General features: G+C 69.8%; 17 protein-coding genes and 2 pseudogenes. 10 read left to right on the forward strand and 9 right to left on the reverse strand.

Features of this window, described 5'->3' with window-relative positions; translation table 11 throughout:
* Window positions 1-7: 7 nt before the first annotated feature.
* From ACIRL2_RS43565 to ACIRL2_RS43580, 4 genes are all read right to left on the reverse strand, one after another.
* Window positions 8-1,099, reverse strand: a complete 1,092-nt coding sequence (locus ACIRL2_RS43565) for a tyrosine-type recombinase/integrase (RefSeq protein WP_395871143.1) — start codon at window positions 1,097-1,099, stop codon at window positions 8-10.
* Between the two features lie 163 nt (window positions 1,100-1,262).
* Window positions 1,263-1,484 (reverse strand): hypothetical protein, encoded by a 222-nt coding sequence (locus tag ACIRL2_RS43570; RefSeq protein WP_402240118.1) that lies wholly within the window; start codon window positions 1,482-1,484, stop codon window positions 1,263-1,265.
* Window positions 1,477-1,968 (reverse strand): hypothetical protein, encoded by a 492-nt coding sequence (locus tag ACIRL2_RS43575; RefSeq protein WP_395871139.1) that lies wholly within the window; start codon window positions 1,966-1,968, stop codon window positions 1,477-1,479. Before ACIRL2_RS43575 ends, ACIRL2_RS43570 begins: the two co-directional genes overlap by 8 nt.
* Window positions 1,965-2,168, reverse strand: a complete 204-nt coding sequence (locus tag ACIRL2_RS43580) for a hypothetical protein (protein ID WP_402240121.1) — start codon at window positions 2,166-2,168, stop codon at window positions 1,965-1,967. Before ACIRL2_RS43580 ends, ACIRL2_RS43575 begins: the two co-directional genes overlap by 4 nt.
* Window positions 2,169-2,445: 277 nt before the next feature.
* Between ACIRL2_RS43580 and ACIRL2_RS43585 the strand changes: the two genes are divergently transcribed.
* On the forward strand, window positions 2,446-2,781 hold the full coding sequence (locus ACIRL2_RS43585; protein ID WP_395871135.1) for a hypothetical protein: 336 nt from the start codon (window positions 2,446-2,448) through the stop codon (window positions 2,779-2,781).
* A gap of 48 nt (window positions 2,782-2,829) precedes the next feature.
* On the opposite strand, the pseudogene ACIRL2_RS43590 reads toward ACIRL2_RS43585, so the two are convergent.
* Window positions 2,830-2,970, reverse strand: a pseudogene (locus ACIRL2_RS43590) (IS5/IS1182 family transposase); the annotation flags it as partial.
* Window positions 2,971-4,595: 1,625 nt separating this feature from the next.
* Here ACIRL2_RS43590 and ACIRL2_RS43595 point away from each other — a divergent pair.
* The gene (locus ACIRL2_RS43595) at window positions 4,596-5,318 is read left to right on the forward strand and encodes a DUF6193 family natural product biosynthesis protein (RefSeq protein WP_395871131.1); all 723 of its coding nucleotides are present in this window, start codon (window positions 4,596-4,598) and stop codon (window positions 5,316-5,318) included.
* Window positions 5,319-5,582: 264 nt separating this feature from the next.
* Entirely contained in the window at window positions 5,583-5,942 is a 360-nt protein-coding gene (locus tag ACIRL2_RS43600; protein WP_395871128.1) for a hypothetical protein, read from the forward strand.
* Between the two features lie 482 nt (window positions 5,943-6,424).
* Here the strand turns inward: ACIRL2_RS43600 and ACIRL2_RS43605 are convergent, their stop codons facing one another.
* Window positions 6,425-6,550, reverse strand: coding sequence for a hypothetical protein (locus tag ACIRL2_RS43605; protein WP_402240125.1), 126 nt, complete (start codon window positions 6,548-6,550; stop codon window positions 6,425-6,427).
* Between the two features lie 415 nt (window positions 6,551-6,965).
* On the opposite strand from ACIRL2_RS43605, the gene ACIRL2_RS43610 reads away from it, so the two are divergent.
* A complete protein-coding gene (locus ACIRL2_RS43610) occupies window positions 6,966-7,223 on the forward strand; it encodes a hypothetical protein (protein ID WP_402240128.1) in 258 nt (85 codons plus the stop codon).
* Between the two features lie 107 nt (window positions 7,224-7,330).
* Here ACIRL2_RS43610 and ACIRL2_RS43615 read toward each other — a convergent pair whose 3' ends face one another.
* Both ACIRL2_RS43615 and ACIRL2_RS43620 read right to left on the reverse strand, forming a co-directional pair.
* Window positions 7,331-8,050, reverse strand: a complete 720-nt coding sequence (locus ACIRL2_RS43615) for a GGDEF domain-containing protein (protein WP_402240130.1) — start codon at window positions 8,048-8,050, stop codon at window positions 7,331-7,333.
* Between the two features lie 440 nt (window positions 8,051-8,490).
* The gene (locus ACIRL2_RS43620) at window positions 8,491-8,691 is read right to left on the reverse strand and encodes a hypothetical protein (RefSeq protein ID WP_395871118.1); all 201 of its coding nucleotides are present in this window, start codon (window positions 8,689-8,691) and stop codon (window positions 8,491-8,493) included.
* A 133-nt stretch (window positions 8,692-8,824) separates the two neighbouring features.
* Here ACIRL2_RS43620 and ACIRL2_RS43625 point away from each other — a divergent pair, with 133 nt between their 5' ends.
* The 3 genes from ACIRL2_RS43625 (at window position 8,825) to ACIRL2_RS43635 (ending at window position 12,527) form a co-directional block, all read left to right on the forward strand.
* Entirely contained in the window at window positions 8,825-10,318 is a 1,494-nt protein-coding gene (locus ACIRL2_RS43625; RefSeq protein WP_395871116.1) for a BTAD domain-containing putative transcriptional regulator, read from the forward strand.
* A gap of 180 nt (window positions 10,319-10,498) precedes the next feature.
* Window positions 10,499-10,867, forward strand: coding sequence for a peptidase inhibitor family I36 protein (locus ACIRL2_RS43630; RefSeq protein ID WP_402240133.1), 369 nt, complete (start codon window positions 10,499-10,501; stop codon window positions 10,865-10,867).
* 958 nt (window positions 10,868-11,825) lie between these two features.
* The gene (locus ACIRL2_RS43635) at window positions 11,826-12,527 is read left to right on the forward strand and encodes a DUF899 domain-containing protein (RefSeq protein WP_402240135.1); all 702 of its coding nucleotides are present in this window, start codon (window positions 11,826-11,828) and stop codon (window positions 12,525-12,527) included.
* An 808-nt stretch (window positions 12,528-13,335) separates the two neighbouring features.
* On the opposite strand, the gene ACIRL2_RS43640 is transcribed toward ACIRL2_RS43635, so the two are convergent.
* Complete coding sequence (locus ACIRL2_RS43640; RefSeq protein WP_395871110.1) at window positions 13,336-13,626, reverse strand: hypothetical protein; 291 nt, start codon at window positions 13,624-13,626, stop codon at window positions 13,336-13,338.
* Between the two features lie 630 nt (window positions 13,627-14,256).
* Between ACIRL2_RS43640 and ACIRL2_RS43645 the strand changes: the two genes are divergently transcribed.
* The 3 genes and pseudogenes from ACIRL2_RS43645 (at window position 14,257) to ACIRL2_RS43655 (ending at window position 17,983) form a co-directional block, all read left to right on the forward strand.
* Window positions 14,257-15,699 carry an erythromycin esterase family protein gene (locus tag ACIRL2_RS43645; RefSeq protein ID WP_402240138.1) on the forward strand — a complete coding sequence of 481 codons (1,443 nt, stop codon included), beginning with the start codon at window positions 14,257-14,259 and terminating at the stop codon, window positions 15,697-15,699.
* Window positions 15,700-16,424: 725 nt separating this feature from the next.
* Window positions 16,425-16,871 (forward strand): annotated as a pseudogene (locus tag ACIRL2_RS43650) (Tn3 family transposase); the annotation flags it as partial.
* 419 nt (window positions 16,872-17,290) lie between these two features.
* Complete coding sequence (locus ACIRL2_RS43655) at window positions 17,291-17,983, forward strand: hypothetical protein (RefSeq protein WP_402240141.1); 693 nt, start codon at window positions 17,291-17,293, stop codon at window positions 17,981-17,983.
* Window positions 17,984-18,511 lie beyond the last annotated feature (528 nt).

Below are 18,511 nucleotides of genomic sequence, written 5' to 3' on the forward strand. Positions count from 1 at the left end.
TCGATAGTCACAGGGTCCCTCCGAACAGCACCTCGAGGTCGGTGGAGTCGTAGCCAGCGGCGACGGGTGCAGGAGGCTGCTGGGCACGATGTTGGCGTTCGACGAGGTGCTGCTGGACCCGGCGGATCACCGCAGCCTGGTCCTCGACCAGGTAGATCTCCGTGGTCGACAGGTCGGCGTGGCCGAGGATCTCCTGGACGTCTCTGAGCGAGAGCGCCTCGTCGCGGGCCATCCGAAGTGCGGCGGTGTGCCGCAGGTCGTGCATCGACCAGTTAGCGCCGAGCAGCGCGTTGACTCGCCGGAATACCGCCCGCAGGGCCTCATAGTTCAGTGGATGCCGGCGCAGCCCGTGGCCGTGGTCACGGCGCCGCAGGGTCTGCCAGACCCTGTCGGTGGGACGGAGCGGTTCGCAGAGCTCGGCGAGGTAGAGCCCAAGCCAGACGAACGCGTCCGGGCTGGTCGGGAGCCATTGCCGGGCCTGCGTGCCCTTGCGGACCACGCGCACCAGCTGATCGCCCCAGTCCAGGTCCTCGGCCCGGATGCCGAGGATCTCGGACGCACGGGCGCCGTTGCTGACCCCGATCGACAGGATCGCCCTGTCCCGGTTCGACTTCAGAGCGGCGAACAGCTCACGCCACCGCTGCTCCGGCATCTCCCGAGGCCTGGGCTTGGGGACTTTCGGGTTGTAGCGGAGCTTTCCCTCGTTCCGAAACGGCCGCAGTGGATTGTGATGCGCGTGGGGCCGCTGACCACGCCGGGCCAACTGCACCGGATTGATCAGCGGCCCCTCGCCCGACTCGATCCAGAACTCGTAGAAGGAACGCACGACCGCGTTCGAATGCCGAATGGTGTTCGCCTGGTACCGGTCGTTGAGATGCGGCTTGCGCGTGACCGGATTGATCGTGCCCGCTGTCTCAGCCGACTTCGTACGCCTCGCCCGGCGATACTTCGCCGCCTGCTTCAGCCACAGCACCAGGTCTCGGGCCTCGGCCGGCGTCGCCCGATTCCACTCCACGCCCACCGCGCGAAGCCACCGCCACCACCTCAGCAGCGCATACGCGTAACTCCGCACCGAACCGAACCGGTTGTCCCGGGCCACGAAGTCCACCAAGTACCGGCCGGACCGGCTCCACCGGCACGCTGTCCGGGCCGACCACCAGCCACGGCACCACACCCTCGGCGGGAACGACCCGGCCCCACTGCGGCAGCCGGATCGACTCGACCTCGCGCACCGCGCCTTCGAACATCCTCATGAACACGGGTCACAGCGAGACGGTGTCGCCGTATTCCTCGAGGCCGGCGTTGCCGCGGTAGAACTCGCCGTGGCATGCCTCGCCGTCGGCGAGGCGCAGGAGCTTGAGGTGGACCTCGGTGCGGTCCCAGGCGTCGTCCCAGTCCCGGCCCTGGAAGTACACGCGGTCGACGAGGCGTTCCTTGCCGCCGGTGTCGGTGATGTACAGGTCGGCCCTGAACTCGTCAGCCATCGCCGTCCGCGTCCGTCGTGGGGCGTCGTTGGGAGACGGCGATGACGATCCCGTCGTCGCGGACGCGGCGTACGCGTGAATGGGGCCAGTCCTCGAGGGCGTAGAAGATCGCGAAGTCGTCCATGTCGAGCCAGCCGCCGACGGTGCCGCGCGGGTCGTGTTCGGCGTCGGCCATCAGGACCGCGGCCTGGCCGGCGCGTGCGTCGAGGCCGTGCGGGCGACGGGCGGCGACGATCCGGACCAGCTCGGGAGTGAAGTCGCAGGTGGGCTCGAACTCCTCACGCAGGCGCCAGATCTGCCCGGAGGCGGCGATCAGCCAGGGAGACAGGTCGGCGACGCGTTCGCACGCGATGCGGGTGGCGACCAGGCGCGGCAGGTGGTCGTCGAGCATCAGGGAGGTGATCCAGGCGTTGACGAGCGCGGCTGCGCCGTGGGCGCCCAGGACGTGGTCGACACGCTTGTCGGCGTCGCGGGGCGTGGTCATCGACCGGCTCCCTTGCCGGCCGGGACGGCGGCGGCGAGGTCGGCCGCGAGAGTGCCCAGGCCGGCGGTGCGCAGGCCGGTGAGGATCAGGGCGTGTTCGTCGGTGTCGCCGCGCCAGGCGGCGAGTTCGAGGCGGCGGGCGAGGTCGGCGCGTGTGGTGGCGGTGGTGGGGTCTGGACGTGCGGGGGCTATGGCGCTCACGATGAGGAGGCCCTTTCTCGATCGACGGATCGGATGTGGGTGGGGTTCCGGGGCGGCCGCGCTGTGAAGGGTGGTGGCCGCCCCGGAGACCGGGAGTGTTCGCTGCGCGTCGTCGTGCGGTTCAACGGCGCGCTCGCGGCGTCGCTCAGCCGGTGATGTCGTCGACGAGGCCATCGGGCCCCACGGCGACGATCACCAAAGGTTGTCTCTGCACTCGTGAACGGCTGTGCCCTGAAGGCGCGTTCGCCGTCCGGTTGTGACGAGATAGTGCATCGCAGTGGTCATCGCCGCGGCCGTGCTCTACTGGGAGAAGCGAATGCCTCGCCCGGACCGGACCGGATCGGTGGGGCCGTCGGACCGGGAGCGTGACGTGGCGAAGACGTGGCGGTGGGAAAGCGATCACCGGTGCTGCGCCACCTGCCCGCCGGACAGCTCGCTGGTGTACGAGGGCGGGGGAGTGCGCTATCTGGGGTGGTGTTCGGACGTCGGCTTCGGTGGGGGTTACACGATCGGGGTCCAGACGATCGACGAGTTCGTGACTCGCGGACCTCTCGACGACACCATGCACCCGGCGCTGATTGCGGAGATCCGTGCATACCTGACGATCGCGTAAAGGGCCACGTGGCTCGCGAACGGCTCCGGCCCGGATCGTTGTCGGTGATCCGATCGTGGCGAGGTTGTGCATGCGGGCGACCGCGCCGACCGACCGGTACACGCCGTCGCCTTTGCAGCGGCAGTCGCACAGGATCTTCCGGTTCTTCACGCGGGCGAAGACGTGTTCGACGCGGGCGCGGACCTTGCGGTCCTTCGTCGGCGTGGTGAACGCCCGGTTCTCGGCCGGGGGTTCGGTTCAGTGGTGGCGGGTGTCGCCGGGACGGTGTCGGCGCGGACGTCGAGGCGGGCGGCGCCGGCGGGTGTGGATGTCGCCGGAGACGGTGGTCGCGGACAGCGCGCCGCGTGCGGTGGGCCGGGCAGTGACGGCGATGTCGCCCGGAGGTGGTGCGGGCGGCGAACGCGTTGCCGGTGTAGGCGGCGACGGTGATGTCGCCGGAGACGGTCGTGGCCTGAAGGCGGTCGGTGACGTGCCCGGCGCGGATGTCGCCACTGGTGCTGTGGGCCGCGAGGGTGTCGGCGATGTCGGCGACGACGTCGCCCGAGATCGTTCGCACGCCCAGGACCTGGAGGTGGCCGCGCACGCGCAGGTCGGCCGCCCGGTCGTGGTGCGCAACGACGAGCGCGCGGGCAGCCGCACCTCGAGAGTGATCGTGGCCGACTCGGCGCCGTCGGCGCGGACGCCGTGGGCGGAGACGACGCGGCCGTTGGTGACGACGTATCGGCCGCCGATGGTGATGTTCCCGATCACGGTCGTGCCGTACGAGACGCCACCGCCGTGGACGGTGTTCGTGCCGCTTCGGGGCTTGGGGATGTGGATCTCTAGCACCGGGGCTCCGCCGGTGGCGGTGTATTCGCGGATTGTCGCGGCGCGGACGGCGTCGGCGAGCGGACCGGTGTCCTGGGTCGTACGCAGGTCGATCCGGGCGCGGCGGCGCTGTTCGACGATGATGTCGACGCTGCCGAGGGTGGTTGTGATGTCCGGGCAGACCGGGCCGACGGTGCTCGCGGTCAGGGTGCGGTGGGTGCTCACGAGGTTTTCTCCATGGCTTCGAAGGCATTCGGGCGGCCGTTCGCCGCAGCCCCGGGCTCAGGTGCCGGACGCGGGGAGGTCGGGTGGTTGGGCAGTGGCCGTGGCGGCGGGGATCAGCTGGGAGCCGGGCCTGCCGGACGGCGGCCGTTGACGGTGGCGACCGCTGCTTCCCTGCGCGAACAGGCACGGAGTCCCGCCGGACTTGACCTGGTACATCACTGCATCGGCAGCACGCAGAAGCGTGGCCCGGGGCCGGCCCGGCGGGTCGGCGGTGTGGGCCGCTCCAACGGGACACCGAAAACGGCGGTTCCGTGTCCGCGTACACGGTGGGCATGTCCAAGCGCGCAGGTCGGCGAGCTCCCGGTGGACGTCGCGCGCGGGATGCGCGCGATCACGCCGAATTCGTCGCCGCCCAACCGCGCCACGCCGCCGTGGTTGGTGCACCGGCGTGCAGGCGCCGGGCGAGGGTTGCGACGTCCTGGTCCCCGGCTTCGTGGCCGCAGCGGTCGTTGATCCTCCTGAACGCGGCGCCGTCCAGGACCGGGACGTCGTCGACGCGGTGCCCGCCCGGAAGGGTCGGTGAGCGCTCGGCGGCGGGGCATACCGGTGAGTTCGCCGCGGTCCGCGACCACCAGGCGGCATCGGGATCGCAGTCGCAGGACTCGAGCCCGGCCGCGCGATCATCGGGCCGGACGGACCCGAGGCCCTGGCCCGGGCGTCGCTGCCGAACGAGGTCCCGGGCGTGCCCTGCGTCGGTGGCCGCGAAAGCGCGATCATGAGCCATGGCCACCACCGATCCCGCCGCCCTGTATCCCGACGTCGTAGCCGCAGGCAGCCTCGGCGCGACCCTCCGAGCGGTCGCAGCCGACGAAGGGCCTCCTTTCGCCGAGTCGGAATCCGACCCGTTGCGCCAGGCGGCGGTCGCGAGCGTGGTTCCGCATCGGACGGCTCTGACCGTCAGTGCCTGGGCGGCGGAGCGGCGCTGGTCGGTCCGCGGCTGTGAGTCGTTCCAGGGCCTGGCACTCGTCGAAGGAAGTACGGGGGACCTGACGCAGATCGTGCGGGCAGCGCGGGCCTGGCACGACGGAACCGCCCTGGACGACATTCACCGGGCCGCGCCGTTCGTGCACCTGACCGGTCGCCTCGACGTGACGGAACCGGATCCGGCGCGGCTGGCCGAGTCCGAGTGGCGGCACCTGCGCACGGAGGCCGGCGAGGAGGAGCGGCCCGGGTACCACGCGCTGATCGAGGCGGCCTACGCCGAGCCGGCGCTGCGCGGGCTCTACCCGTTCACCAGCCATGGAACGCTGCGGTTCTCCGGCAGTACCCGTCCCCGCCTCACCGTCGTCCCGGTCTGTCTCGACGCCCACCCGGACGGCCGGTACACGGTGAGCGCCCACTACATGGGGGAGGTCCTCGTCGAGACGACGACGGCGCAGGAGGCCGTGGCAACAGCCGTACAACGGCTGCCCTCCGGGCTGTGCCCGGTCGCGTTCGGAGCCTGATCACGCCGGCCCGGTGAGGGCGCAGCGTGGTCCGGGAGCCGGGTGAGCCGGCACGGCGAGGCGGTCGATCCGCCGGGACCGTGTCCGGGAAGTCGTCCCATCGCTCCGGCCCCCGACCCCGGATCGTTCCTCGCTTCCGGCGTCCCGGCGGAGACCCGACCCGCGTCGTCGACGTCGTCCGCGTCGCAAATCGGCCGGCGGACGCGGGCCATGCCCGGGCATGATTCGGGCAACCATGATCGAACGCGAGGACCCAACTGCCCGATGGACACTCCCGAGCCCCTCACCGACGAAGACCTCGACGAGATCGAGGAACTCGCCGCCGGCGCGACCCCCGGGCCGTGGCACGTGCGCCAACTCGACGACGACTACGCCATGAGCCTGGTCGCGGTCGGCACGGTCCCCGACACCGGACTCGGCGAGCGTTGGCCGGACTTCGACCACCGGGAGATCGTGGCCGCGACCCTGGTCCAACACCCTCGCTACGTCGACGTCGCCGACGGACGCTGGGACGAGAACGCCCTGTTCATCGCCCACGCGCGCCGTGACGTCCCGCGGCTCGTCGCCGAGATCCGCCGCCTGCGCCTCCTCCTCGAACCGCGGAACGCCCCCGGCGGATCCTGATCACGGGCGGTGAGAACCGTCGCAGGTGTGCTCGATCGTCGCCGTCGAACCTCCTCGGGTCCGGTGGAGATCGGGTCGCTCGTGGAACCACCGACCCGGCCGGCGCGGTGGTCACACGGCTACCGGTACAGCCCGAGGGTGTTGGGGCGGGGCACGCGGCAGGCCCTGGCGTGATCGCGCCCCCAGGTCCGCGCGGCGGCGGAGAAGCTTTCGGGGGTGTCGCTGCCGGAGGAGTCCCAGGTGTGTGTCCGGCGTCGCAGCAGTTGCAGCAGCCGTCGACGACCAGTCGGCCGAAGTCGACGCCGGGTGTGAGGACCACGGCCATGCCGCCGGTGGTCGTGTGGGAGGTCGCGCGTTCGATGATCGTCATCATGTGCCCCTTCGATCGGTGGGTCGGGTGATGCGGGCGACGGTCGGTCGTCCTCCGAGGACCCGGGCGGTGTGATCCCTGGTTCTGGGGGAGCAGCCGTGCCATCGGACGGCTATGCGGTGAGGGCCGGGTGCGTGCCGGCCCGACCGGAGCGCCGGCCGTTGACGGTGACGACGGCCGCGTCGGCCTGCATGCCCGGGCTCGCGCTCCCGCCGGACTTGACCCGGTACATCGCCACGTCGGCGGCGCGTGGCCCAGGGCCGGCCGGGCAGGTTGGCGGCGTGGGCAGCGCCGACGGACGCCGAGCACGGCACCGTGAGATCCCTGTCCGCGACGGGTTCGCCCAAGCGGGCAGCCGCACCTCGAGGTTGATCGTGGTCGGCTCGGCCCCGTGTGGGCGCGGACGTCATGAGAGGCGACGACGCGGCCGTTGGTGACGATGTGTCGGCCGCCGATGGGGCCGCGCGACGATGGTCCGGAGCCGCAACACCTGGATACCACCCATGCACCGACCCGGGTTCGACCCGCACGCCCACGAAGGCGCCGCCATCGCGCGTCTGTTCCACGACGTGCGCCCACCGGCGCGACAGGTGGTCCGGAGCCGACGTCGTCGACATGTTCGCCATGGGTGGGGTGATTGTGTGGATGGACGCGTGAAGGTTCTCCTGACGCCGATGGGCAACAAGATCAAGTATCAGATCGTCGGCACCGTTCACTGCGTTCGACCAGGGCAGGGTGAATTGCCCAACACACGAACGTACGACAGGGACGATCTTGTGTGGTTGAGCGTCTTCGGCTCCGCGAAAGCCGTCGCCGACTTTCTGCGCCGCGGCAAGAGAACAGCCATGGTCACGAGTCTTTACGACCTCGGATACTCCTGGTGTGACCGCCTCATGCCCCGCAAGGGGTAGCGATCGGCAGCCGGCGCGTCCGAGATCCTCGCCCTCGCCTTACGCGCACCTGTCCGCAGCCCGCCTCGTCTTCAGCGGCCTGACCGGCACGGAGGCGACCCGACGCATCACGGGGAGCGGGTGAGGCCGTCATGCCGGTCGGCGGCGATGTGTGGGACGGCCAGGTGCGTGCCCGGGCGCCCGGGGCGGCGGCCGTGGATCGACGCGACGGTCGCGTCGGCCTGCGTGCCGAGGTACGGAAACTTCGTCTCGCCGGATTTGACGCGGTACATCGCGACGTCGGCGGCGCGCAGCAGCGCGGTCCACGGCCTCCCGGGCAGGTCGGCGGCGTGCGTGGCGCCGATGGACGAGGAGACCTCCAGGAGCATCTCGGCGTGCGGGGCGGGCTTGTTCAACCGGGCGCGCAGGGCGAGGAGTTCACGGCCGGTGTCGGTGCGCGGTACGCGGACGATCGCGCCGAATTCGTCGCCGCCCAGGCGTGCGGCCAGGCCGCGGCGGGCGGCGCACCAGCGGTGCAGGCGCCCCGCGAGTGCGACCAGGACCCGGTCCCCGGCGTCGTGTCCGTGGCGGTCGTTGATCTGCTTGAAGCGGTCGCAGTCCACGAGCAGGACCAGGACGTCGTCGGCACGGTGGTCGGTGAGGAGGAGTCGGTTGCCGCGGTCGGTGAGGGCCTGGCGGCGGTGGATGCCGGTGAGTTCGTCGCGTCCGGCGGCCTCGAGGCGGCGGCGCAGGCGGACGTCGTCGGCGACCGCGAGGGCCGGCGGTAGGGCGGCGGCCGTGAGCAACAGGGCGCGGGAGCGCTGTCGTTGCGGGGTGTGGATGAGCATGATGGTGGCGATCCCGTCTCGTGGTGGGGCGGGTCACGGAGGCGCACCCGGCTGTCCAGGCGTGGGGGCGCCTCCTCGTCGTTTGATTCGTGGATCCGGTCACAGGTCAGGGGTGGACGACACCGGTGTTGTCGCAGGCGTCGCGCCCCTCGCCGGCACATCGGCAGAGGGTGATGTCGATCTCCTCCTCCTCTCGTCGTCGTCGAGGGGTCCGAGGGGCGGGGGCGGCGGTGGGATGCGGTCGTCGGACCGGGGGTCGTTGGACACAGGTGTCTTCCTTGGGTTCAACCAGTCGTCGTAATGGTGGTGGTGGTGGTTCGGGTTGTTCGTTTGCTCGCCGTCCCGGGCCTGCGGCGCCGGTCGCTGCTCCCTGGTGGAGTGCGGCGGCCGGTGCCCGGGGCAGGGTCGGTTTCCGGGTCGGTCGACGCGGCCGGGGCGGGTCAGCTGATGTCGAAGATCAATTCGTCGCTGCGCGTCACCATGACGGTGGTGTCGCAGATGCCGCACCTGTGGGTGAGGTGGTCGGCGTCGTCGTCGACCCCGGTCATGTCGGCGTCGCAGCACAGGGGGATGTCTGCCGGGTCGAACTCGTCGCCGATGGTGAGCTCGAAGCCGTAGCTGGTCGTGGGGGTGGCGTACATGTGTTCTCCGTTTCGTGTTCTCGGTTTCGTGTCCTGTGTGAGGGCGGCGGGCCGTGTGATGGCCGGAAAAAATCCACCGCGCCCCGGCCGGGCGGTTGATACCTTCGCGCGGGCGCGAGCGGTGGTCGGCGGTATGGACGAGTGCCTGGAGGACGCGGTGGCCCGGTCGTATGTGAACTTCGGGATCCTGGGCGACCTGTACGTGCGGTCCGACGGGACGTCGATGACCTTGACGCGACCGGTTGTACGCAATCTCCTGGGGACCCTCCTGAGCGCGGAGGAGACGCTCTCCGTCGAATGCCTGTCCACCGTGGTGTGGGGCCCCGAAGGGTGCAGTCCGGGCACACTGCACACGACCGTCTCGCGATTACGGGAATGGCTCGCGGAACACTGTGGTGATTCCGTGACCGTCAGCAGGAACGAGCGCGGCTACCGCCTGGACTACGTCCACGCGGACAGCGATCTCCGCGAATATCGGCGCCTGGTGGACGGGCCCCGCCCGGACGATCCCCGAGAACGGGCGCGGCTGCTGCATCGCGCCCTGGGCCTGTGGCGCGGGCCCCTGTTCGCGAACGGACCACACGGATTACGCGACGATCCGCTGGTGGTGCGATGGGAGACGTCCCGCATCGCGGTGGCGCTGGAACTCGCCGAGGCGACGGTCGAGGCCGGTGATCCCACGGATCCGGTCGTCGGGCGCCTCGAGAATCTGACGAGGGAATACCCGTACGAGGAGCGCGTGTACGCGGCCCTGCTCGACGGGTTGCGACTCGGCGGCCGGCGAGCGGAGGCGCTGCGCCGATTGGAGTCCGTGCGGCGGATGCTCGCCGACGAACTCGGTGTCGGACCGGGCGTGATCCTGGCCGAGGCGCAGGCGGAGCTGTTGCGGGATTCCGCTCCCGCGCCGGTGGTGGGGTCCAGGTCTCGGGCGGATGCTCCGGCGGATGCCCGGGGTTCCGTGTCGGCGGCGCGGGAGGGCCGCGTGGTACTCGGTTCGTTCGAGGCCCAACTGGCCCTGCCGCACGTGCGCGCGTTGATCTCGGGGGCACGGGAGCGCCGCCCCGAGGTCGTCGTCGAGGTTCGTCATCTCGACTTCGTGGGACAGACCGCCGCTCTGCTGTCCGGGGAGGTCGACGTCGTTCTGTGTTATCTGCCGGTCGCACCCGGGATTCGGGCGGAGCCCCTGGCCGTGGAACCACGGGTCGCGTGTGTGGCCGCCACGGATCCGTTGGCGGCACGCTCCGAGGTCGCGCTCGCGGATCTCGCGGATCGCGCGGTGGTGAGCGTCGATCCCCGTGTGCCGGGGGAGTGGCGGGACTTCTGGGCGGTCGACCCTCGCCCCGACGGCGGGCGCGTGGTGTACAGCGACGACCGTGTCTCCAATGTGGAGGCCCTCTTCGCCGCCGTGTCCGCCGGGAACGGCGTCGCGTTCGTACCCGCCGCCAGCCGCCGGTTGTACCCCAGGCCGGGCATCGCGTACGTCGACGTCACGGGACTCCCGCCGTGCACGGCGGGAGTGGCCTGGATACCCGACCGGGGAGGGGACGCGGCCCGGCGCTTCGTCGAGGGTACGCGTGCGCACATCCTCGCGGCTGACGGCGAACCCCCGGGCGCGGCCGAGCGGTAAGCGAACGGTAAGCGTGATCGGACAGAGTCTTGCCGCACCCGATGTACCGGGGCTCCGCGCCGTCGGTCCCACCCGGCCCGGCGCGGACGGACCACCCGGTGGACGTGTCGACGGGAGCGAAGCCTCGGCTCCCGCTCCGGTGGACACGACACGAATCGAAAAGGAGATTCCATGCCTGCCATGCGCAAGACTCTGCTCGCGGCCGCGGCCACGGCTCTGGCCGGCACGTTCGTCATCGCTCAACCGGCATCCGCTCAACCGGCATCCGCCCCGTCGTCCTCCGCGCGGCTCGCGTCCGGGAGCTGGACGGGCTGGGCCAGTACCAATTTCAGTGGTCTGGACAGGACGTGGTCCGGAGAAGTCGGCTCGTGCATCTACGTCGGCGACAACTGGAACGACAAAATCCGATCGGCCAAAAGCGCAAGCGCCACCACCAGGGTGGAGCTGTGGGACACCTGGAACTGCGAGGGTGGCGGGATCGTGATCGACGGATCCGGCTACTACAGCATCGGAGCCTGGGTCAGCGCCTACAAGGTCACCGCCGTCTAGCCGAAAACCCCCGGAGGCGGTTCGACCAACGTCGGTACCGTCCCCCAATCGTGGGCGGCGTCATCCCTCCGACCCTCCTGCCGGGCCTTGAAGCAGCACCGTCCACCGACGCGCGCGAACGTCTTCGATGTCCGTATCCCGAAACCGTCGAAGCACCACCGCCGCACGACCGAGGCCGCCCCCGCCACCGGCGAAGGGCGGCCTCGCCTCGTCGACGGACCGGACGAAACCACCGTTCCGCGCCGCCGGGTTCGCCGTTCGCCCCCACCCGCCGGGCGTGATGCTGGCCCGCCCCGGGGGTTCGGTGCCCGGACATCCGGGACGGGAGCGCCCCGGACACGTGTGTCCCGGGCGTGGCGAGCGGGCGGTCAGAGCCACGGCACGAGGCAGCCGAGGTGCTTGCGCTGGTTCTCGCGCTCCAGCGCTTCGGCGTGCGGGGTGCAGTATTCGTACGTGCCGCGATTGCTCTGCGGGGGAGCGAACGCAATGTGGGTGTGAGCATGCAGGCGTCGGCCTCGCGAGCGCGGGGATGTTCCTCTCCCCGAAGCCGGATCCGTCCACCCCCGAGTCGGCCCCGCGAGCGCGGAGATGGTTTCGGCGGCCACGGCAACGGCACCCGGGAAGTCACGTTGGCCCCGTGTCCGCGGGGATGGTTCCCGGGCAACCGGATCCCCACCGGGGTGGCGGTGTCGGCCTCGCGTCCGCGGGGATGGTTCCGGTGAGAGGAGCGCCGACGGGCGCAGCGCGGGGTCGGCCCCGCGTCCGCGGGGATGGTTCCGCGTTGAACATCTCTAGTGGCCCTGAGGACCATGGCGCCACTCCCATGAGCCGGGGGACCGCTCGGCTGGGTGGCTGGCCGCGGAACTCGGTTTGATGAATCCGACCCGGCAGCGATGAGTTCGGGCGGTGGGTTCGGTCTACACATCAGAGGTACGTTCATCTGATGCCGGGAGGAACCATGACCGAGCAGACTGCCAAGGCCCTGCCGCCTGTTGTCGACCGGGAAACGTGGCAGGCGGCGGTTGACGAGTTGCGGGTGCGGGAGAAGGCCGCCACGCGGGAGCTCGACGCCGTTGCGGCACAGCGTCGCAGGTTGCCGATGGTCAAGCTGCCGGATTACACGCTTATCGGGCCGGATGGGCCGGTTCGGCTGGTCGAGGTCTTCGACGGGCGTTCGCAGCTCATTGTCTACAACCACATGTGGTCCGACGGCGCGCAGTGGCAGTGCGGCGGGTGCACCAGCCTGACGTCTCAGTACGTTCGGCTGGGATTCCTCGACAACTACGATGCGCGCTTCGTGATCGTGACCAACGGGCCGATCGCGGAAGCGCTGGCGTACAAGGCCGAAGTCGGGAACACCATGGAATGGTACTCGTCGTCGGACAGCTCGTTCGGGGCCGACGTGGACGCGCCGCCCGGTGGGGGGTTCGCGGTGAACGTGTTCCTCCGGGACGGGGACACCGTATACCGGACCTGGCACACCTCCGGCCGCGGTACGGAACAGCTCAGCCACACCTTCCCGTTGGTCGAATTCCTGCCGTGGGGCCGCCAGGAGGAATGGCAGGATTCGCCCGACGGCTGGCCGCAGTCGCCCACCTACTCCAAGTGGCTCGACTCTCCCGATGTCGCGCGGCTCTACGGCCGACGGCGTGAGGCGTGAGGTCGCGCTGATGACGACGAAGCCCACGCACCAAGGGCACCTGGCGATCAACGGCCTGAGCCTCTACCACGAGGTGTACGGCGAACTCGGTACGTCGGGGACGCCTCCTTTGCTGCTCATTCCCGGCGCGTTCATGGGTACCGAGTCGATGAAGCCGTGGGTGTCGGCCTTCGCGGCCGGGCAGAGCCGGCGCGGCGGCGGACCGGCCGGCCGGCCCTTCGGTGTCCGCGGGGGACTTTGCTCGGTCGGCGGTGTGAGTCGCCGTGGAGTTGCGGCCGTTCATGGCTTGGGTAGGTCCGGGAGGACATGGGGTGTTTCCGCTGCTTGCCGGTGCCGGCGTTGAGAGGGGGTCGGTGTTGATCGTGGCGGTCCCCGGCCGGCTCGAGGACCGGCCACCGTCTTGGCGGGCGTCGACGTGGGAGGTCCGTCGGGTGAACTACCTCGGAGACGAGGGAAGTCGATCTTGCGGAAGCTAACGCATGGGTAGCAGGATGCAACCGTACGAAAAGTGCGTTACCCGCTGGTAGATGCCCAGGGCATCCAGTGTCGGCCCCGCGAGCGCGGGGATGCTCCTGTGAGGCGACTCGGAATCGAGATCGACGGAAAGTCGGCCCCGCGAACGCGGGGATGCTCCCCTGCGAATGCCGAACCCACGCCCCGAGGCGCCTTACAAGGCCACTGGTGTCGGGCGACACGGGCTTGTCAGTCGATGGCGACACAGAATGTGTCGGTAGCGGTCGGCGTCCGCGTCGATGCCCACCGGCCAGCCAGTGTCCGCCCACGTTGCCCCGGCCTCGTCCCTGTGTGACTACGGGCTCGGTTCTGCGTCGACAAGGGAGGTGATCGTGGATATCAGCTCGTTGAGCGTCGTGACCGTGCTCGTGGGAAGTTCGTCGAGTTCCCCACGGTCGAGCGCGATCGCGTAGATCGTCTCCAGTGTTCCGGCCAGTGGACGCAAGTCGTCACGTACAGGTCCGGGCTCCAGTGATTCCACGGCGTACTCGATGTCGTCGACGAGCCGGCGGAGGGAGGTCTTTCCCTCTCGGAACTCGGCCACGCTCTCCCGGATGTAGCCCAATCGCGCCTGATGTGTCGCCACTTCACGGTTCTCCGTTCTCGTGATCGTCCGGGACGTTTCGGTCCGGACGCGCTCACGATATGGCTCTGGTGACCGACGGGAGCCGTCCAGCCCCACCTGAAGTCCGACCCGAACCCACGCTCCGAGGCCCCTCACGAGGCCACTGGACCCGCATGTTCCAGCTCAAGTATCTTCAGAAATCTTGAACATCATTCCGGCGATGCTTTCAGGTATCTCCGATACGGGTCGGCCCCGCGAATGCGGGGATGAGCCCATGGCCACGAGGACGCGCCGGGCGCGCGGGTGGTCGGCCACGCGAACGCGGGGATGAGCCTCTCCAGAGTCTCGTAGACGTAGGTTCCGCGTTGTTGGCCCCGCGAACGCGGGGATGTTCCTCGAGTAACCGCCCACCTGGTCATTTGAGGAGGCGTCGGCCCCGCGAGCGCGGGGATGTTCCTGGATTGGATCGGTTGTCACTTTGAAATCACGATGCGGGTGGAGCGCGGCGCCGGGTGGCCTGTCCTCGGTGGCCGTCGTCGCCTGCGGTCTTCCGGATGGTGTGGGTACTGGGGGTGTCGCATCGGGTGGTACCGGAGTCCTGGGCCTCGCGAACGAGGCGCCGAGCGTGGTTGGTTGCCTAGCGTCTGAGTCATGGGATCACACTTTTTGCACTCGTCCGGGGACACCGACATCCCGGTGGCCACTCGCCGTTGCGGGCCCAGGTCGGGGCGGCTGAGCCGAATCCTGCTTCCCGTCCTGCCGTTGCTGTGCCTGGCGGCAACCGTCTCGGGGACGCCCGCTCAGGCCGCGCCGGCCTCTTCGGCGGTGTCCGCCGACTCCTCCTCGTCGCAGGAGGGTCCCGCGCGCGCCTTGGCGCGTACCGCGCACCCGCTGGGCAGCACCGTCCCGGGCGGCTCCGACGCGGATCTGCGGGCGTTCGACACGATGATCCGCGGCGCGGACGTGGTCGGCGTGGGCGAGGCCACGCACGGGTCGAGCGAGTTCTACACCGTCAAACACCGCCTCTTCCGGCACCTGGTGGAGCGCCAAGGCTTCCGGAGCTTCGTCCTGGAGATCCAGTGGAGCGCCGGGGTGCGCCTGGACGAGTGGGTCCGCCACGGCGGGGGCGACCTGGACACGATCATGGACGAGGAGTTCCAGGCCGGCGGCAGCCTGTGGAACACCACCGAGACCCGGGACCTGTTCCGGTGGATACGAGCCTGGAACCTGCGCCACCCCCAGAGCCCCGTCCGCGTCGCCGGGGACGGCCCCGAGTTCGCCGGGCCCGCCCTGTTCGACACCGTCACGTCCTACGTCGCCCGCACACGTCCCGACCTGCTGCCCGAGGTCCGACGGCTGTACCGCGAGTCCCGACCCACGGCCTCCATGGAGGAAACCTTCAACGCGCGCCTGGCCCTGCCCCTCGCCGACCGCACACGCATGCGCGAGGACACCCGGCGCGTCCTGTCCCTCCTGGAGCACCGTCCCGCGGGCATCACCGCCAAGGAACACGACCTCATGCTCCAACACGCCCGAGCCATCGCCCAGAACGCCACCCTCTTCGGGTTCGACATCGCCAACGACGCCGCCGCCGCGTTGACATACCGCGACCAGGTCATGGCCGACAACACCGCCTGGTGGCAGCGGCACACCGGCACCAAGGTGTTCCTCTCCGCCCACAATTCCCACGTCGCCGGCGAGAGCGCGGCACCCGAGAGCCAGCCGAAGACGCAGGGGCAATTCCTGCGCGAACGGCTCGGAACACGCTACGTCAACGCCGGATTCACCTTCGGCCGAGGATCCTTCAACGCCATCGACCCCACCGCCTCCGGATCGACCTGGCGCCGCGTCGACGTCGGCCCCACCCGCGAGGGCAGCGGGGAGAACACCCTGGAGAAGGTGTCCCGACGCGATTGGTACCTCGACACGCGCACCGCGGCCCCCGGTACCGCCCGCAACTGGCTCACCACCGCACACCCCATCCGGAACATCGGCGCCTCCTGGCCCGTCGACGCGTACGAGAACACCCGGCTGCGCTCCACCTACGACATCGTGATCCATCTCCACAACATCAGCGCCTCGCACCGGCGCTGATCCACACCGCCGGATGCCGCGACCCATCGTCGCCCGTTCACCCTGCGGTCCGGTGCCGTCGCCCACGCCGAACAGCCCGGGCCGGGGACCGTGCCCGTCCGCGACGCCGGTCTCCGCCCGGCGAGCCCGTCGAGGCCGCGGGCACAACGGGAGCGCATCCCGACAGCTCCCGCCGTCGGCGCCGGCGCGTCGTCGTGATCGGCGGCACCGACCTCAACGACGGTGAGACGTGTTTCGCCGATATGCCGCGTCCGCGCCCGGTGGCCTCGACTCGAGGACACCGGGCCGGGCGGTCGGATGGTGACGCGTGGGGAACGCGCAGACGTGTCGGCGCGTGGCCCAGCAGGGTGGCCGTCGAGTCGACGATCGACAGGATCGCCCGGGCTGGGGCCGTCACCAGCGGAATCCGTACAGGCGGCGACCGCCACCACGCCTCCGTCGCCGTGGAGCCGTGGCGGTGGGTGCTTTGCACGTTCCGAGGAAGTGCGGGATGCCTCCGGTACCTGCCGATGCCGGCCATGCCATCGAGGGCCGAGGCGGTGCCGATCCTTGCGTTCCCCGGCCGGCCCGGATCGATCACCGCTCGAGAGGCATCGAGGGGATCATCGGTTGAACCACCTTGGTGTCGCACGGGGTTCCCGCGCGTCCGCGGGGATGTTCCCTCGTCCTGGCCGAAGGGGCGGTGTGGCCTCTCTGCCACCGGAGTGCAGGTGCCGGCAACTGCAGGGGCTCCCGCACCGTTGGGCGACGCGATCGCGCACTACGGCCGCATCTCCAAATCCCTGCACATCCTGCGGCTCGCGGACGAGCCCGGCTACCGGCGACAGATCAAGGCCCAGGCCAACCTCCAGGAGGGCCGGCACTCGCTCGCCCGGAAGATCTTCCACGGCAAGGCCGGGCAGCTCTACCAGAACTACCAGGACGGCATGGAGGACCAACTCGGGGCGCTCGGCCTGGTCCTCAACGCCCTGGTCCTGTTCAACACCCGCTACATGGACGCCGCGGTCAAGCGGTTGCGGGCCGACGGTTTCGATGTCCGGGACGTGGACGTGGCCCGTCTTTCACCGTTCGTGCGTGACCACGTGAACATGCTCGGGCGGTATTCCTTCGCCCTGCCCGAACTGCCCGACGAGTTGCGGCCGTTGCGCGAACCGAACGCCGACCACGGGTGAGGAACCGCCGGGCGGGCACGCCGAAGGGCGGCGCCGCCCGGCGGTGCGTGCCCGCCGGACGCCTTTCAACCCGGCCGATCGGGGAGATTTGTGACAGCCCGTCAGCTTGGCTTTCGACCTTCACGTCGGGATCAGCCGAGCCGGCTTCCATCTGTGCGGGAAGGTCACGCTCCCCGGCGGCTTACAGGAAGTCGGCCGGGTCGGCGGGTCGGTTCGGTAGTGGTCGACTCCGGGCGGGCGGCACCCTCGGCGATCAGCCGCTCGTGCCGAACCACCCCAACATTCTTGGTGAATCACGAGGTGCGATCGTGTGCGGATGGCCCGGCGCCGGACGCCCCCGCGCGGTGTGCGGTGTACATGGTCCGACTGCGACACGGTTACATCGCCGGGCCACACGACCAACGAACGGGGAGTAGACCATGGATACCGCGGTGCCGAGTTTCACACCATACGAGCGGAAGCTTCTCGCCATGGTTGCCGACCTGACCCACACGAGTGCCATCTCGATACTCGATATCGAGGAAAACGGGGTGGCGACCGGGGCGGGCGAACCATCCGAGATTTTTGAAGAGATCGCGAAAGGCGACGGCTTCGATCTGGGCGGGTCACTGGGTCCCCGCTTTGCGCGTTTCCTAGGGCTCGGAGTCTCCTGGCAAACCCGGGACACCGTTCCCCTGACCGGAGAGTTCTGGACGGGTCACCTGCTCGACTCGATCGACGCCGGTGCGCCCACGAATGCGCCCGCGAGTGCGACGAGCGACGAGGTCGAGGTGTTCTCCCAGTTGCGCCTGATCGAGGACCAATCGAGATGGGCGGGCAACTCTTTCACCGCGATCCGCCTGTTCCCGGGCGTGACGATCCCGGAACTGTGGTACTTCTCCATCGCCCATGGACTCAACAAACTGGACATCGACTACTGCGAGTACTTCGATCATCTCCTCGTCGCGAAAGGGGTCTACGGGTGGCAGCTGCTCTTCGCCGAAGTCTCCCTCGCCGACCCGGCACACGTGCACACCCGGCGACGTCTGACCACGATGCTGCACACGCTTCCGAGGCTCTTCCCGGACGAGGATTACTCGTCTCTGGAAGCCCGGTTGCGCGAAAGACTGTGAACACGGGCAGGGCGGGCCGGTGTCCGACATTCGATCGACGACACACCTGCCGCCAGGCTCGGCCGGCGTATATCGCGGATGCCGACCGAATCGCCGATTTCTTCGCGTCCGACAGAACCTTGCAAAGGTCAGCTTGACTTTGCATCTGGTCCGGCATTGATCAGCGTGACTTTTCGAGGACCGGAGTTATCCGGTCCTGGTGCGTGCATTGGGGTGCTGCCGGGCGCGGTCGCCGGGCCGCCTGCGGAGGGATCCGACTGCGGCCGGCCCCCTTCCCCGGTGCCGGTTTTCACCGCCCCGGGAGGGCTAGCCGAGACGCGGACCCGGGGCGAGCCGCCCCGCCCGGTCGGGCGGCCGTACCTGGGCGCGGCGATCGATGTGGCGAGCCGGTGCGTGGTGGGCCTCGTGCGGCACGCCCCGCCCCTTGGCCTTAAGAAGTCGTTTCATTTGGGGTGTTCGCTATTCTGGCGGGTGTGACGACGCTTGTGGAGCGGCTGGTGCCGGACGAGTTGTGGGAGTTGTTCGAGC

This window comes from Embleya sp. NPDC127516 (assembly GCF_044765325.1).
GTDB lineage: Bacteria > Actinomycetota > Actinomycetes > Streptomycetales > Streptomycetaceae > Embleya.